The sequence below is a fragment of the Vibrio profundi genome, assembly GCF_043642225.1.
GTDB lineage: Bacteria > Pseudomonadota > Gammaproteobacteria > Enterobacterales > Vibrionaceae > Vibrio > Vibrio profundi_A.
In genome coordinates this window covers 85,680-100,281 of the sequence record NZ_JBHZSF010000012.1, presented here as the reverse complement: position 1 = coordinate 100,281, position 14,602 = coordinate 85,680, and the positions used below count along the sequence as shown (strand labels likewise).

Genomic DNA, 14,602 nt, shown 5'->3' with positions numbered 1-14,602 from the left:
CTCATCGCAGTTCACACTCTTTAATTAACTTAGAGGCCAAACTGCAGGCACATTCATCATCTTGTCGCCAAAAATAAATTTGAACGTGCTCTGTGCTAATTTGGACGTGATCGTGTTGATACTGACCTTCAATCATATCGAATAGCGGAATAGGAAGCCTTCTATGTTTAACTGAGAGTACTTCTCCAGCTGACAATAGCTTCAATGAAGAAGTAATTTGATGCATTGGGTGCGGAGGTTCTAACTCACTCACATCAAGAGTCTGCACATTTTCTAACAGCATACCGTTATTCCTTATGTTCAAAGAGCACGCTGTTACTAATGCGTTTTCATTTTTTCAACAACGGCTTCTCCATTGTTGAGGTGGTTATCTGTCATTGGATAAAGGATTTGTTCTTCTTTCATATTATGTTGCTGAATAAAAATCATAATACTTTCAGAACTCCCCATTGCACGTTCAATATCTTGCTGATCGATGGCTGAATTCATTTGATCGAACATTGATTTGATTTGTTCGTGCTCGTGACGCATCACCATGGTTGGCCCTGAGGTCATACCGGTTTGAGATTCGAATTCAGGGAACAGAATTTGCTCTTCTAACTCAAAATGGTGCAATGTTTCTTTTTCAAACTGAGCCCAACGTGCAGAAAATGCGGCCCAATCTTGCTTAGCGAGCATACCTTCTGCTTCTACTAACAAATCGTCACACTCTTTGTGATGTTGTGTCATAAATTGCTGAATTGAACCCATGATTCTTTCTCACTTTTTTATTATTGATTAACCACCTTGATGTTATAGAGCACTGATATTGAAAGCTATGATAAGGAAGGGGTAATCAAACCTTGTCTTGATTTAGGTCATTTTTGGCAAAGGGGATTGGCACCTACTTAGTTGAAGTGGCTAAATCACAATCTGAAAGTCGCCTCAAATTGTGCACTTGTTAGAGAAATATTGGTGCAAAAAAATCCGAAGAAACGCATGGCTTAACTTTAAAGCAAAGGCGCATGACAACGAAGAAAGCGATTGGATATGGAAGAGCGCTAACACTAATCTTAACGCCAATTTTAATCGCGAATGTGATTGACAAGTCACACCATGTATATGAGAGTGGTTGTATGAAAAAGAAACAAAATCGACTTAACCAACGAATTATCATCATTCCATAGGAATGGTGGTTTTTTGATGCGTTGTTGTTTGTCAAACCCACCAGTAAAGGTGGGTTTTCTGTATCTGCCTTTATAGAATTTATTTTATTAGAGGTGACTCCATGAAGAAAGTAGCCGTTTTTGGTAAACCAGGTAGCGGAAAGTCGACGTTAAGCAAGGCATTATCTTCCAACCTTAATCTTCCACTTCATCAATTGGATTCGATTGCCTATGAACCAAGTGGTGAACTGGTTTCTAGAGAAGTATTTGATAAGGCTCACAGCACAATATTGGAATCCGAGCACTGGGTTATCGATGGTTTGGGGCCAATAGGGGCATTTCATAATCGTTTACAACAGGCGGATACATTGATCTATATAGACCTTCCGTACGTGTTGAGCTATTGGTTTGTCACAAAACGTTTTTTGAAAGGCTTTTTCGTAACACCAGAAGGTTGGCCTGAAGGGTGCTCTGTACTTAAAGGCACGTTAGCCAGTTACAAAACCCTTAAAATGTGCCCGAGATTTTGGAACAACGAGTTTATGGAGTCGATACAGGCTCATGCCAAGGAAAAAGATGTGTATGTTATTCGAACGCTTTCAGAATTGAATGATTTTGTCATGAAACTAGAGAAGTGAAGGTCTAAACAAATTCAGGAGTGCGTTGATTGATAAAGATTTGTTGGTGTCACGCTCATTAATCATAAAGAGAAGGGTTAAATGGAAGAGTTAACTGGTGGAAGAAAAAGCGCAATTTATCGCGATGGTGAAGCTGTCTATCGGCCATTACAACCATGGAGCAGTTCGGTTCATTTATTGTTGAATCATTTGAACGATAACAATGTGAGTGAAGCGCCTAAATTACTAGCGGTTATCGGTAAGCAAGAAGTACTAAGTTACGTTGTCGGTGACACATATAATTACCCGTTGTCAGGGCCGATTGCCACTATGGAGGCGTTAGACTCTGCTGCACAATTACTACGAAAAATTCATGACGCTACGATGTCGTTTTTGACTCAGAAAAACGTGACGGAGTTACCTTGGATGTTAAAGCCGCGAGAGCCGTTTGAAGTAATATGTCATGGAGACTTTACTCCTTATAATGTCGCGCTAACTCGCAATACTGTATCGGGCGTTTTTGATTTTGATGCCGCTCATCCAGCCCCTAGGATTTGGGACCTAGCTTATTCTATTTATTGTTGGGCGCCTTTTAAAACTGACCCAGCGGATAGGCTAGGATCGGTTGACGAACAGATATTAAGGGCAAAGAGGTTCTGTGACAGTTATGGAGTAACGATGACTGACAAGGAGAACTTGGTAGATGCGATGGTCAAGCGACTAGAGGCATTAGTGGATTTTATGCGTGCTGAAGCCGCCAAGGGTCATGAACAGTTTACCAATGATATAGAGCAAGGGCATCTAAACGCTTACCTCAGAGACATTGAATACTTAACAGTTAATAAGTTTAAGATTCAAGAAACACTGTGCAGTTAGAAGGTCATCCTATTAAAGCCCCAAAACGTATTTAGAGTCTTGATTGCTTTAGAGCGTCGACATGCGTACTTGAACTAAATGTCTATAGAGTTCGTATAACGCCCTACGTTTGTGGGTAAAATTAGGAGTGGATATGAATCTCATTAATCCTGCTAAATTGTTGAACAGCAAGTGGACTTCCGTGAAGCCGAAAAACAGAGAAAAGCATTTTTTGGTGTCTGATGTTGAGTTTGAAGAAAGTGGTGCGGTGGCTTCTTGCACTTTGGAAGCGATACTTTCAAAAAAAGAATACCTCATTGACTGGAAAGAACTGAAACAGAAAGAAAACTGGCTTCAGGGTTGGAAATAACCTGACCTCGTCGTCGATTTAGATTTGGAGGATTTGGCACGGTTATCCTCTTCACTTTATTGAGTAAGAAGAGAGCGCAGTGGTTTAGGGTTTATTTACAAGGAGAGGTAATGATAGAAAGAAAGCCGGTATTTATAACGGGCGTAACAAATCTTCCGCTTATAAAGATCTTGTTTGGACGGTCGCGACGTCATCTGATACGGATCAAGGTATCAGAGGTCAGACACGACTAACACTGCAAACTATCGCTCAAAACTTGGAAGAATTGGGATCAGACAAAACACGCATTGTCAGCGCTCAGGTATTTATTGCGAATATGGAAGACAAACAAACAATGGATGAAGTGTGGTGTGAATGGTTAGGTGACAACCCGCAACACTGGCCACAACGAGCTTGCTTAGGTGTCGCACTTGAAGGGAAAGTTTTAATAGAAGTGACAGTCACTGCGGTCAGGGGATAACAGTGCCTCCTGGTAAGAGGCACTGGCTTTTCACTACAAGTAACGTTCAATAAGGTGCTTTTTGAAATGCTCTGGGTTTAAGGTTTCACCAGTCGCTTGAGTCACTAAGTCATTCGTTGTTAGTAAACTGCCCTTACTCCAGATATTAGCTTCTAGCCAATTGAAGATTGGCGATAGATCGCCGCTTTCAATCACAGAGTTCACATCAAGTGTCTTCTTCATTGAAGCTATGAACTGAGCTGCGTACATCGCACCTAGTGTGTAGCTCGGGAAGTATCCAAAAGCGCCATCCGTCCAGTGGATATCTTGCATGCAACCATTCTTATAGTTGTCTTTAGTAGACAGCCCCAAATAGGACTGCATTTTCTGATTCCATAGTTCAGGTACGTCGGTATGCTTGATCTTACCGTTGATAAGATCGCGCTCAATTTCATAACGTAAAATGACATGAGCAGGGTAAGTAAGCTCGTCTGCATCGACGCGAATGAACCCTTTCTCAACACGAGTATAGATTTTTTGGAAGTTTTCTTTTTCAAATTCAGCACCGCTGAATTGGTTACTCGCAAGACGTGCTAAGTGTCCGATGAATGGCTCGCTACGGCCAACCTGCATTTCGAAGAACAGAGATTGGGACTCGTGTATGCCCATCGAGCGAGCTTCACCAGCCGGTAAGCCAGCTAATGATTTAGGCAAACCTTGTTCATAACGAGCATGACCAGTTTCATGAACGATGCCCATCAAAGATTGGACGAATTCGTTTTCATCGTAGCGCGTAGTGATGCGGACATCAGAAGGCACTCCTCCACAAAACGGGTGGACACTTTCATCTAAACGGCCGTGGTTGAAGTCGAATTTAAGTAACTTCATGACCTCTAAGCCAAGTGCTTTTTGTTTTTCGGTTGAGTAGGTTGCAGAAGGTGCGACAAACTTTTCAGTAGACTGCTTGTCAATGACTTGATCGATTAAGTCGGGTAACCATGTTTTTACATCTGCGAATAAGGTGTCGAGAGACGCAGAGCTTGTTCCTGGTTCATAGATATCAAGCATTGCATCATAAGGGGACAAATTAGCGTGGTCAGCTCTGATCTGTGCTTCTTCTTTAGACAGCTCGACCACTTCACGCCAGTTTCTTTCAAATCCATTCCAGTCGTTTTCCCCACGTTGGCTACGCCATGCATGTTCACACTTTGAACCTGCTAGAGATTTCGCTTGTACAAGCTTTTCTGGAAGAATGTTAGCCTGCTGCCACTGACGTTTAAGCTCACGAAGGCTGGCTTGGTCGTCTGAGTTCAGAGTCTCGGTTTCCGCTTCATTGAACCAGTCGGCCAGTTGGGGTTGAGTCATTAAGCCATGAATATGAACAGATAACTCAGCCATAGCTTCACTACGGGCTTGGTTGCCTCCTGCGGGCATCATAGACGCTTGATCCCATCCGCAGATAGAACCTAAATGTTTGAAGTGAGAACATTTTTTAGAATGTTCAACCAGTTTTTTGAATGCGCTCATGCAACTTCCCTGATCATAAAAACTTGATTCTAACAACCTGATTACAAATCGCCAAATAGGTGATAGCAATGAATAGGTAATATATCTAACTATTTTATATATTTTGGAGAATAAGTCTCATTCTGGTTGGTGCTCTATGGATTTAATTTTGTGAGCCGTTGAATCAGCCATATTTGCTTGGTCAGCAGGAGGTGATCCCATCGTTCTTGCAAATAGATAAGTGTTGATTGTTCGCTAATCTTTTTCGTTTATGAGAAAGTAAGAACTATGCAGTAACTCGCAATTTCTAGAATGTATGAGGCTCAGCTTTCAATTGCGAGCCTCAGAATGGAGCCAACAGTAAATGGATATTCTTAACTTTGAAGCGTTTTTAGTCGCAATTGTTATTCTTACACTAACCCCTGGGCTAGATACAGCCTTGGTTATTCGAAATACTACTCGCTCTGGTGCGAAAGATGGTTATATCACTAGCTTGGGTATTTGCTTAGGCTTATTTGTTCATGCGACATTCTCTGCAATAGGTATTTCTGCCATTTTACTGCAATCAGCAGAACTCTTTCAGTTTGTGAAGATGATTGGTGCAGCGTATTTAATATGGTTAGGAGCGTCTAGCCTTTATGGAATGCTAAAAGGTCAGCAAGCACTAAGTGTGACTGATAGCAGTCATTCTCAGTTTGATGTTAGGCGGTCGCTTCGAGAAGGATTTTTGTCTAACGTACTAAATCCTAAGACAGCCGTCTTTTACCTCGCGTTTTTACCTCAGTTTATCGACCCCAATGGCTCGCCGTTCGCGCACTCTATGTTGATGGCAGGTATCCATTTTTGTATCGCTATGGTTTGGCAATGCAGTATTGCGGGTGCAATTAATTCAGCGAAACAGGCGTTAAAGAACTCTTCCTTTATGAAATGGATGGAAGGCGTTACGGGTGTGGTTCTGATTTCTTTGGGCATTAAGCTTTTAGTAGAAGATGCGCCAAGCGCGTAACGTTATGAACACTTTAGGGAGTGAGTTAGCTAGCTGTAGCCACTTGCTTTTGATGTAGTCAAGAACTCCTGATAACAGTTACGGAATACAAAAAGCCCTTAGATTAGTCTAAGGGCTTTTTACTGGCTTTCAGCCGAAGTGCCATTCACGCAAAAGTATCACTGAGGTGAAGATTCAGAAGTCTTTCCTACACCGCGACTGATTGGTGTTTATCTTGAGAGGCGCTGTTATTAAAAAATAGTTTTGTTTCTTCAATTACAACGTGCCTAAGTGCTATCAAGCCAATAAGGTTAGGTACAGCCATCAATCCATTCACAATATCGGCAATTAACCAGATCATGTCTAACTGCAAGAATGCGCCTGACGCTACTAATCCTAAGAATACTACTTTGTAAGGCAATACAGCCTTAGTGCCAAACAAGAACACGACACAGCGCTCACCATAATAGTTCCAACCAAGGATTGTAGTGAAAGCGAAGAAAATAAGGCCGACCGAAACAAGCATTGGCCCTAATGTGTCAGCATTTAAACCAACCGCAAAAGCGTGAGTAGTCATCGCCGCGCCCGCTAAGTCTGTTTGCCAAGCGCCAGTAAGAATTAGAGCAAGACCCGTCATAGTACAAATGATGATGGTATCGAAGAATGTCCCTGTCATAGAGATCAGGCCTTGCTTCACACAAGAATCGGTTTTAGCTGCCGCTGCTGCCATTGGTGCGCTACCTAAGCCTGATTCATTGGAGAACACGCCGCGCGCGATTCCTGATTGAATAGCAAGCATAATGCTAGCACCTAAGAACCCACCGGTTGCTGCCGTATTCGTAAAGGCCGAGCTAATCACAAGTTGAATAGCATTCAGAAGTTGGTCAGCATTAGAAATAAGTACGCTCAAACAAGCGACGATATAAAATAATGCCATTGTTGGTACGACTTTGCCCGCAACCTTAGCTATCGACTGAATACCGCCAAGCGTTACAAAGGCAACTAACGCAGTCAGTACAACAGCAGAAATTTCGCGTGACACACCAAATGAAATTTCGCTCGCATCAAGGATCGCATTCACTTGCGGGAAAGTACCGATACCGAAGCAAGCGACACCTAACGCGAACACTGCAAACAGTACCGCAAGAATGCGTGACCCTACGCCATATTGTAGATAGTACATTGGTCCGCCAACCATTTGGCCTTTGCTATCAACTTTACGGTATTTCACTGCAAGCAAACATTCAGCGTATTTCGTCGCCATTCCAAATACTGCTGCTAGCCACATCCAAAATAGAGCACCAGGGCCGCCAAGTTTGATGGCAGTAGCCACACCTACAATATTACCGGTACCAATCGTCGCTGAAAGAGCGGTACATAAAGCGGCAAAACTAGAAACATCGCCAGAGCCAGTTCTGTCCTTGCTAAAGACCATTTTTAAAGCAGTTGGTAGGTATCGAAATTGGAGTAAGCCTAAGCGAAAAGTGAAATAGATACCGGTACCAACAAGTAATATAAGTAGCGGTGGCCCCCAAACTAGGCTGTCGATGGTTTGTAAAGTGTCGTATAGGCGGTTCATTGATTTCCCCTTAATAAATTAAAAAATTTAAGGAGAAGAGGGAAAGGGCAGTGCTGATCAATAATGATCGAAAACACCACTTAATACATACGGATTTCTAGACAGAATTCTTGTGTTAATTAAGGTTGTAGCTCTCCACTCCTCTGTCCTTTTGCCTGAGAGTTTCACTTAACGACAGCTACTAAATTGAGCTAGGATCACTAAGCTTGCTCCTTCGGCGACCGATTTAACGGTTCTCTCCAGAGGTTCCTCCAACAACAGTCCTCGCTTTTCTGATTTTCATCAGCATAAAGCACCTGAAAGATTTACTTCTTCGGCGGGTCAATCTAACCAAATGTTAAGTTTTGGTTAAAAACCACTCTCCTGCAGTCTTCATCGGAACAATTATCTAATTCATAGATAATCTGTATGGGCATCCTAACCAAAGATAAATGTGATGTCAGCCCCAAAAAATCTGTTTGCACAAATGTTAGACAAGTAAACGATTAAACAACCAAACTCTGACGTAAATTACCGATTTAAATGGTATAAAATAAAGGGAACAAGGAGGATGTATGACTCGATTGATAGCAATTGCGTTTTTGATCGCACTGGCTTTTTTTCTTTTTCGCTATAGGACAAATGAAAAAGTGCAAAAAGGGGTGATTTTTGCTGTGGTAGGCAGTTTTCTTATATATACCGCAACATTAATGATCTCGGAACTGACTCGTTAACGCCGAGCCAACACAAACAATGCTTATGGGAGTGACTTTCTGTGAATCAGAACACTGAACAAAATGAACAAGAAGAAGTCGTCGTCATTGAGGAGCGTGATAAGCGCAGTCACCTTTATATTGGTCTCGCGGCGGTCATCGGCTTGGCATTAGGCGGTTTAGTGGGTTCTTCTGTCACCGCGACGAAATGGGAAAATACTTATAGCGTCTTAGAACAAAGGTATGAAGAACTTCTTGATAGCAAAAAACAGTTAGTGACTCGTGTAGAAGAGAAAGTCGCTAAAGTTGATACAGAAATTGATTCTAAGATTGAAGAAGCGTTAGCGAAACAAGCTAAAGTTCACTTGGAAGAACTCGAAGCCTTGCAGGACGCCTCGATTGAGTTAGAAAAAGCGAACCTTTCTTTGGAAATGCAGCTAAGTGAACAAAAACAAGTTCTTACTGAATCTCAGAAAGAAAATACTAAGCTGAATCGTCAAGCAGACATGCAGTCCACAATGTTTGAACGCTCACGAGAGCTATTTAGGAAAGAACTTCAAATTTCTCAAGAGCTCGAAAAACTAGAAAAAGAGCGAGATTCAATTTTGCCTAACATAGAGCCCCTTAAGAAAGAGTGCGACGTGTTCTTAGAGGGAGCGTCATGGGACGCAAAATCTGATGCTTGTGATAAACACGATGCCGCTAATTCTAGGTTGAGTGATATCCGACAAATGATCGCGGTTCATCAAATGGACTTAAAACAGATCAAGTCACTAATTGAAGATATGGGTTTATAACTCATTTGAAAGAAAATAAGGTTTAAAGAGAAAGGCTCCGATTGCGGAGCCTTTTTTATTGCTGTAAGCATTTGATATTTTGATCAAATAGCGGCTGAAGCTAAAAGCTAACTAATAGGGGAGGTTGCGCGCTGTTTAGAACAAGCCCACCAACATAGTGCACCCCAGCCAAGAACTTGTAACCACATTGTTCCCCATAAACCAATTACATCAGACCACGCAGCCCCCATTTGATTGGTAGATAGAAAGGCTTGGATAGCCGGTGTGCTCGGGAAAAATGAGGATAGGGTAACCAAAGGTGCTGGAATCATCTCAACAGGCCAAATGAAGCCGGCTAGGAAAATCAATGGCATTGAGCTAACTAGAACAACCACAGTAACCAGTTCACGTCTTGGCAGTAATTCCCCAAGAATAATTCCTATCAAACAACTCGCGACCAAAAATGGAAGAAGGAGCGTAAGTAACGTATCAATACTTGCAAGCTTATTAATACCATGCATTTCAAAACTTGCGCCGAAGTAATACATGGCAAGCAGGTAATACAGCGCGGTTAACACCAAAATACGAATGGCGAGTAAGGTAAATTTTGGTGTATTAACCCAGTAACCTTGTGTCGATTTTTGCGTGCCTCCGATCAACCCAGCTGCCATGATTAATGTTTGTTGAAGGATCAATACAAATACAGCTGGTACGACATAATCAACGTAGCCCATTCGACTATTAAACGTAGGCTTCATGTTTGCAGAAAACGAGTTGTATTGGTTCTGTGCAAATGCAAGTGGGCTACCTTCGGCCAGTATATGGCTGACTTTCACTTGAGCGGCTAATGTACCTCCGGCTTTCGCTAGCCCTTCTACAACCGTGCCGTAGACAAGAAAATATGACGCATCCCCGGCATAAGAAAGGGTTGGACTTTTTCCAAGGAGCAGATCTTTATAGAAATGCTCAGGGATCACTAAAAAGCCTCCGATATCTTGGGCAAGCAGTTGGTCTTTTGCGTCCGCGATACTATGCAATCGGTTAGTAACCGTAATTTGCGGAGTTGCATCTACCATACGTTCAAGCTGATAGCTCGTTTGGCTGTTATCAAGGTTAACGATAGCAATCGGCAGCTCTTGCGAAACTTGGTTCGCGTACGGAAGAGGGTACAAGAATGAGTAGAATATAACGCCGCCAAAAACGGTCAGGCTAACGACGGGATTGGTTAGAATAGCGAGCAATTCATTTTTGATCAGTCTTAACAACGAATAACGCTTCATGCTTCTACTCCTTATGCTGATCGCAAGTGTTTTTTGATAAGTAATACGACAAGTAGACACGGAATGAGGTAGCCGACCATAGGTATCAATGGAGAAAATGCTGAAAATTTAGTTACACCGTAACTTGATTGTTGTACTTGCACTTCAATGTAATGGCTGATCGGAAGCAGACTACGCCAAGTTTGAGCCAACTCATTCATTTGGCTTACGGGAAAAGTAATCCCCATAAATGCAAAGCTTGGTGCAGTGAAGGCTCCTGCAAAACTCATTGCTCGCGCTGGGTCGAGGGTTAAGAAGAAAAACAGACACCCCATCACGATACAAGCCCATGCGGTAGCGACTTGGGCGATGAAAAGGGTGAAATAACTCCCATTCATCGGCCATTGCAGGACGATGTAAAACCAAAATGTAAACGCTAACCCTAATCCACTGAAAATGAAGACGTAAGGAATAAGAGTTCTCACTAGCGAAATCGCTGAGCGGGTCGATAGCCAGGCATTAAGCCCCAGTTTTTGATGGTTTGCGCTCAGTGCGAGAATCGTTCCTACTACAATAGTTATCTGCCATAAAGCCGGCACAACTGCAGAGATAAGAAACTGAGCGTAACTGGTGTTTTTATTGAAGAGGGGAGTAATTTGCGTTTTTACCGATACTGCTCGACCAAGCGCAGACTGGGTGTTGGTATTCCCTTGACTTAACCCCTTCATCACTTCAAGTTCAGCACCAAAAGTGCCCTGAACCTGCAAAACTGCTGTGTGGAATAGCTTACCGATTAGGATAAATTGGCTATTGTAAAAAGCAGCAATCTGCGGGTTAGACTGTGAATAGATAGCCTTGTCGAAACCCTTGGGAATAATCACATAGCCATAGATGTCGCGAGTGACCAGCGCTTGCTTTGCTTCACTAGGGCTAGAGTATTGCCCTGTAATTTTAAGAGTCGGAGATGCATCGAACTTCTGCGCTAGAGTACGTGACAATTGACTGTGCTCAAGGTCTACGATCCCAATCGGAAGGTCGCGAGCAATACCTTGAGAGAATATCCACCAGACACTTAGCGCAAGCAAAATCGGTAGCCAAGTTAAGCAAGATAATAGCCATTTATCTTGCTTAATGATGCGCCATTGTGTGCGAAACATTGAAACCATGACGATCCCTATAGCTCAACCACTAAACTCATGCCCATGCGGAGCTTATCTTTTGCGTGAACAGGGCGCGCTTCAACTTCGAACGTGCGTAAATCAAACCCTTGTGCAGCGTCGGTTGACCGCCAAGTAGCAAACTCGCCCATTACAGCAATATGAGAAACTTTAAACTCAATGGATTTATTAAGAGCAGGCAAATAAGCCATGAAGGTTGTGCCTTTCTCAAAATGGCTAAGCAGATCCTCACGAACATTGAGTACCGCCCATGTGTCGTTTGTATCAATCACAGTCACGACAGGGAATCCTTGTGGAGCAAGTTCACCGCTGTTGAGTAAGACTTGTGAAACTTCACCATTAAACCAACTCTCGATTTGGGTATCCGCAGCGTATGCTTCGACTTCGGCAACGGCACCAGCAGCCATGCGCGCCTTTTGTGCAGCGGCCAGTTTAGTTTCATCACGTACGCCTTCTTTAGCCATTTGGTACATCTGAAAAGCGGCGCTCTCGGTGTATTTTGCGGCTTGCCATTGAGTCTTAGCTTCATCTCTTTTTTGCTCAGCGACCACACCATCTTCGTATAAGTTATTGACACGTTTATACGTTTTTTCCATGAGGTCTGCTGCTGATTTGGCTTTTTGCCACTGGTCTTTTGATGCTTGGATCTGCTGAGTTCGTGCGCCTTTTTCCGCTTCTTGTGCTAACGCACCAGCTGCCACTTCGCCCGCCAAAGCTTGCTCAAGTTTTGCGTCGATTTCAGGGCTGTGCAAAGTAAAAACTAACTCACCTTTTTCGATTTGATCGCCTTTACGAACTAGAACCTGATCAATACGGCCTGGTACTTTAGAAGAAATGCTGTATTGCTGAGCCTCAATCTGGCCTTGAAGTTTTATCGGCTGCGGTTGATAAGCTTGATAGAAGCTGTAACCCACCCAACCAATCACGCCTAATGTGAGTGCAGAAGTTAAAATTGGTTTAATGGACTTCATGATGGATCCTTTTGCTGGTCTGGTGAAGGTAGAGCTGTAATAGAGTTGTTCGTATAGCTTGAGAAAGTGTCCATCTCACTGCTTAAAGCAAGAAGCTTATTGAGTGAAATTAGATACTGAAATCGAGCAACGGATTGCTGTGTCTTGATGCTTGCGAGATAAAGTTCAGCGTCAACGACTTCTAATGAATTGGATAGCCCTTGATTAAATGCTTTTTTACGTAGAGACAAGTTTTCTTGGGCAAGGGAAATGCTAGAGTCTAGCCCCATAACTTCTTCCACTGCTTGTTGAGCTTCTAGGTAAGTTTTTTGAACCAATACGGTCAGGTCTTGTTTCGCTTGGGCTTTAAGGTATTTGACTTGGGTGACAGCACTGTGCGCCGCAGATACTTTCTCGGAACGACCTGATGTATCGACTAAAGGAATGTTTACGCCAATTCCGACTAACCAATCTGGTTTCATTTGGCTCGCTAAAGAGTCATCTTCATGCAAGCTGTAATCCCCATAAAGGTAAACCTCAGGGTAGTATTTCCCTTTTTCAGCTTTAATTAGGCTGCTAGCTTGCTTTTCTTTTGCGTCTAACAAGTCTAGTCCAGGGTAAGTTGATAACGTCTGATTGATAAATACATCCATCATCGGAAGGTTATTGTTTATAAACAATGAATCAGAAGGCTCTACAGTGGAGGACTGGCCCAAGATTTGGCTTAAGGCGAGCTGAGCGATATTGAGATCTTTTCGCGCTTTATTGGTTTCTACTTTCGCTTTATCCAGTGAAGCTTCCGCTTGAAGCCTTTCTACTTTGGCGATTTGACCTTGCTGCTCTAATTTCAGTGAAAAATCACGATGCTGGACTAAGCCTGCTTCTACCGCTTGTCGCGTCGCGAGTACATCCTTCGCTAACAGCACAGAAAAATAGTACTTGCTGAGATCTTCATAGCGCGCCTGACGCTCCATCGCATATTGGCTTTTCGCTTCTTCCGTTTTGCCTTCAGCAGCTGTTTGAGCAGCGGAGATGCGTCCGCCAGTAAAAATTGGCCAAATCGCACGTATTGAAGATGAAAAAATGTCGCGTTCAGTGATGGTTGAAGTGGTCGATAGTAACCCATCAACAATACCAGCAAAGGCTGGAGGAACATTGATGGACGAGCCAGTACTTTCTACTAATTGCTCTCCACTGACCGTCACGTCTGTATCTAGGCGAGTGTAATTCGCTCCTAGGCTGACAGAAGGAAGGTTTAAACTATTTGAGGCACTTTGTAAGTGTTGGTAACGCTCAAGGTTGGCTTGTTGAGCAGCCAAAGAGTTGTTGTTCTCTTGCAGCAGTTCCCAAGCTTCATCAAATGAAATAGGGGCGGAGAGAACTGAGAAGGTGCTTGAGCTAGCAATGAAAAGAACGGCAATACGTTTTGCAATATTTGAACGAATGGTTTTCATGAGCAATCAGTTAACATTAGAGTATTAACTCTAATGTTAACTGATTGCGTTGGCGTTGTCTTTATGAGATTAACATTTGAACAAATCAAATTTTGCTGTGGTTCGAGAATTTGCTTTGGACAGATAAAAGAAAAGAGCGCTAATGCGCTCTTTTTGGCTTTGTTTACTTTTACTTGAAGTTAGGGCAGTGATGGTCTGCTCGCCATACTAGCTGTCGAGAGCCTTGCATGGTTTGGAGCAAATCTCTTCCCGACATTTGAGGGAATGCGAGAAGCACTTTCAAATCTGGGGTCGTGTTATCACTTTTTTCATAGGCCCTTACATGGGTAAAAGTGGATTGTAGGTTGTCAAACAGCATGGCCTTAGAAAGGCAAATTCCGAATGAATCGCGTTCCATTGTCGTTTTCCTTATTAACAATGTTGATACGTTATACTTATAAAAAGTGGTACGGAAACTTAGCTATGTATCATCACATTCTTGTAATGGTTATGTGGCTTTTTGGAGTTATGGAGTCCAAGTGAAAACTTGTCCTGATTTGTAAGCCTATTTTTGCCTGACGTTGTTAGATAGCATGTTTAAGTTTTCAATTTTGCCTTCTGTGTTTCAAATTTAAAACAGCCCACCACGGAAACACTAAATTTTAAGGCTGAATTTAGTATAAGTTGAATTTCAAGAATTGTTCTAAATTTAACCTAAAATCGGAGTGATCTAGGTCAATAAATGGTCAAAATATTATGACTCAAGGCTCATAACTTCTAAAAGGGTACTTGCCTGTGCCTAGCGTTCTCTGCTACCA

The 14,602-nt window shown here is 42.7% G+C and carries 16 protein-coding genes and 1 riboswitch; of the genes, 7 read left to right on the top strand and 9 right to left on the bottom strand.

All coding sequences use genetic code 11. The features are described 5' to 3' along the window. Window position 1: 1 nt before the first annotated feature. Window positions 2–283 (bottom strand): DUF2249 domain-containing protein, encoded by a 282-nt coding sequence (locus ACHUFI_RS17025; RefSeq protein ID WP_394251261.1) that lies wholly within the window; start codon window positions 281–283, stop codon window positions 2–4. A 35-nt stretch (window positions 284–318) separates the two neighbouring features. Then, on the bottom strand, window positions 319–750 hold the full coding sequence (locus tag ACHUFI_RS17020; RefSeq protein WP_394251259.1) for a hemerythrin domain-containing protein: 432 nt from the start codon (window positions 748–750) through the stop codon (window positions 319–321). Window positions 751–1,267: 517 nt separating this feature from the next. Here ACHUFI_RS17020 and ACHUFI_RS17015 point away from each other — a divergent pair. From ACHUFI_RS17015 to ACHUFI_RS17000, 4 genes are all read left to right on the top strand, one after another. Continuing rightward, on the top strand, window positions 1,268–1,783 hold the full coding sequence (locus ACHUFI_RS17015) for a P-loop NTPase family protein (RefSeq protein WP_394251257.1): 516 nt from the start codon (window positions 1,268–1,270) through the stop codon (window positions 1,781–1,783). An 81-nt stretch (window positions 1,784–1,864) separates the two neighbouring features. After that, entirely contained in the window at window positions 1,865–2,638 is a 774-nt protein-coding gene (locus ACHUFI_RS17010) for a phosphotransferase (RefSeq protein ID WP_394251255.1), read from the top strand. Window positions 2,639–2,771: 133 nt separating this feature from the next. Continuing rightward, the gene (locus ACHUFI_RS17005; protein ID WP_394251253.1) at window positions 2,772–2,987 is read left to right on the top strand and encodes a TIGR02450 family Trp-rich protein; all 216 of its coding nucleotides are present in this window, start codon (window positions 2,772–2,774) and stop codon (window positions 2,985–2,987) included. A gap of 130 nt (window positions 2,988–3,117) precedes the next feature. Continuing rightward, entirely contained in the window at window positions 3,118–3,447 is a 330-nt protein-coding gene (locus tag ACHUFI_RS17000) for a RidA family protein (RefSeq protein ID WP_394251394.1), read from the top strand. Between the two features lie 33 nt (window positions 3,448–3,480). Here ACHUFI_RS17000 and ACHUFI_RS16995 read toward each other — a convergent pair whose 3' ends face one another. Further along, entirely contained in the window at window positions 3,481–4,953 is a 1,473-nt protein-coding gene (locus ACHUFI_RS16995; protein ID WP_394251251.1) for a carboxypeptidase M32, read from the bottom strand. 343 nt (window positions 4,954–5,296) lie between these two features. Between ACHUFI_RS16995 and ACHUFI_RS16990 the strand changes: the two genes are divergently transcribed. Further along, a complete protein-coding gene (locus ACHUFI_RS16990; RefSeq protein WP_394251249.1) occupies window positions 5,297–5,938 on the top strand; it encodes a LysE family translocator in 642 nt (213 codons plus the stop codon). A 187-nt stretch (window positions 5,939–6,125) separates the two neighbouring features. Here ACHUFI_RS16990 and ACHUFI_RS16985 read toward each other — a convergent pair whose 3' ends face one another. Then, the gene (locus tag ACHUFI_RS16985; protein WP_394251247.1) at window positions 6,126–7,496 is read right to left on the bottom strand and encodes an alanine/glycine:cation symporter family protein; all 1,371 of its coding nucleotides are present in this window, start codon (window positions 7,494–7,496) and stop codon (window positions 6,126–6,128) included. A 133-nt stretch (window positions 7,497–7,629) separates the two neighbouring features. Beyond that, window positions 7,630–7,749: riboswitch (glycine riboswitch) on the bottom strand. A 301-nt stretch (window positions 7,750–8,050) separates the two neighbouring features. Here ACHUFI_RS16985 and ACHUFI_RS16980 point away from each other — a divergent pair. Together ACHUFI_RS16980 and ACHUFI_RS16975 are read left to right on the top strand one after the other, a co-directional pair. Further along, a complete protein-coding gene (locus tag ACHUFI_RS16980; protein WP_394251245.1) occupies window positions 8,051–8,209 on the top strand; it encodes a hypothetical protein in 159 nt (52 codons plus the stop codon). A 41-nt stretch (window positions 8,210–8,250) separates the two neighbouring features. Beyond that, window positions 8,251–8,985, top strand: a complete 735-nt coding sequence (locus ACHUFI_RS16975) for a chromosome partitioning protein ParA (RefSeq protein WP_394251243.1) — start codon at window positions 8,251–8,253, stop codon at window positions 8,983–8,985. A gap of 107 nt (window positions 8,986–9,092) precedes the next feature. Here the strand turns inward: ACHUFI_RS16975 and ACHUFI_RS16970 are convergent, their stop codons facing one another. The 5 genes from ACHUFI_RS16970 to ACHUFI_RS16950 all read right to left on the bottom strand — a co-directional run bounded on the left by ACHUFI_RS16970 (window position 9,093) and on the right by ACHUFI_RS16950 (window position 14,202). Next, window positions 9,093–10,244 carry an ABC transporter permease gene (locus ACHUFI_RS16970; protein WP_394251241.1) on the bottom strand — a complete coding sequence of 384 codons (1,152 nt, stop codon included), beginning with the start codon at window positions 10,242–10,244 and terminating at the stop codon, window positions 9,093–9,095. Window positions 10,245–10,255: 11 nt separating this feature from the next. Continuing rightward, window positions 10,256–11,389, bottom strand: coding sequence for an ABC transporter permease (locus ACHUFI_RS16965; RefSeq protein WP_394251239.1), 1,134 nt, complete (start codon window positions 11,387–11,389; stop codon window positions 10,256–10,258). 8 nt (window positions 11,390–11,397) lie between these two features. Continuing rightward, a complete protein-coding gene (locus tag ACHUFI_RS16960) occupies window positions 11,398–12,372 on the bottom strand; it encodes an HlyD family secretion protein (protein WP_394251237.1) in 975 nt (324 codons plus the stop codon). Further along, on the bottom strand, window positions 12,369–13,805 hold the full coding sequence (locus ACHUFI_RS16955) for a TolC family protein (protein WP_394251235.1): 1,437 nt from the start codon (window positions 13,803–13,805) through the stop codon (window positions 12,369–12,371). Before ACHUFI_RS16955 ends, ACHUFI_RS16960 begins: the two co-directional genes overlap by 4 nt. Before the next feature lie 169 nt (window positions 13,806–13,974). Beyond that, the gene (locus ACHUFI_RS16950; protein WP_394251233.1) at window positions 13,975–14,202 is read right to left on the bottom strand and encodes a hypothetical protein; all 228 of its coding nucleotides are present in this window, start codon (window positions 14,200–14,202) and stop codon (window positions 13,975–13,977) included. Window positions 14,203–14,602 lie beyond the last annotated feature (400 nt).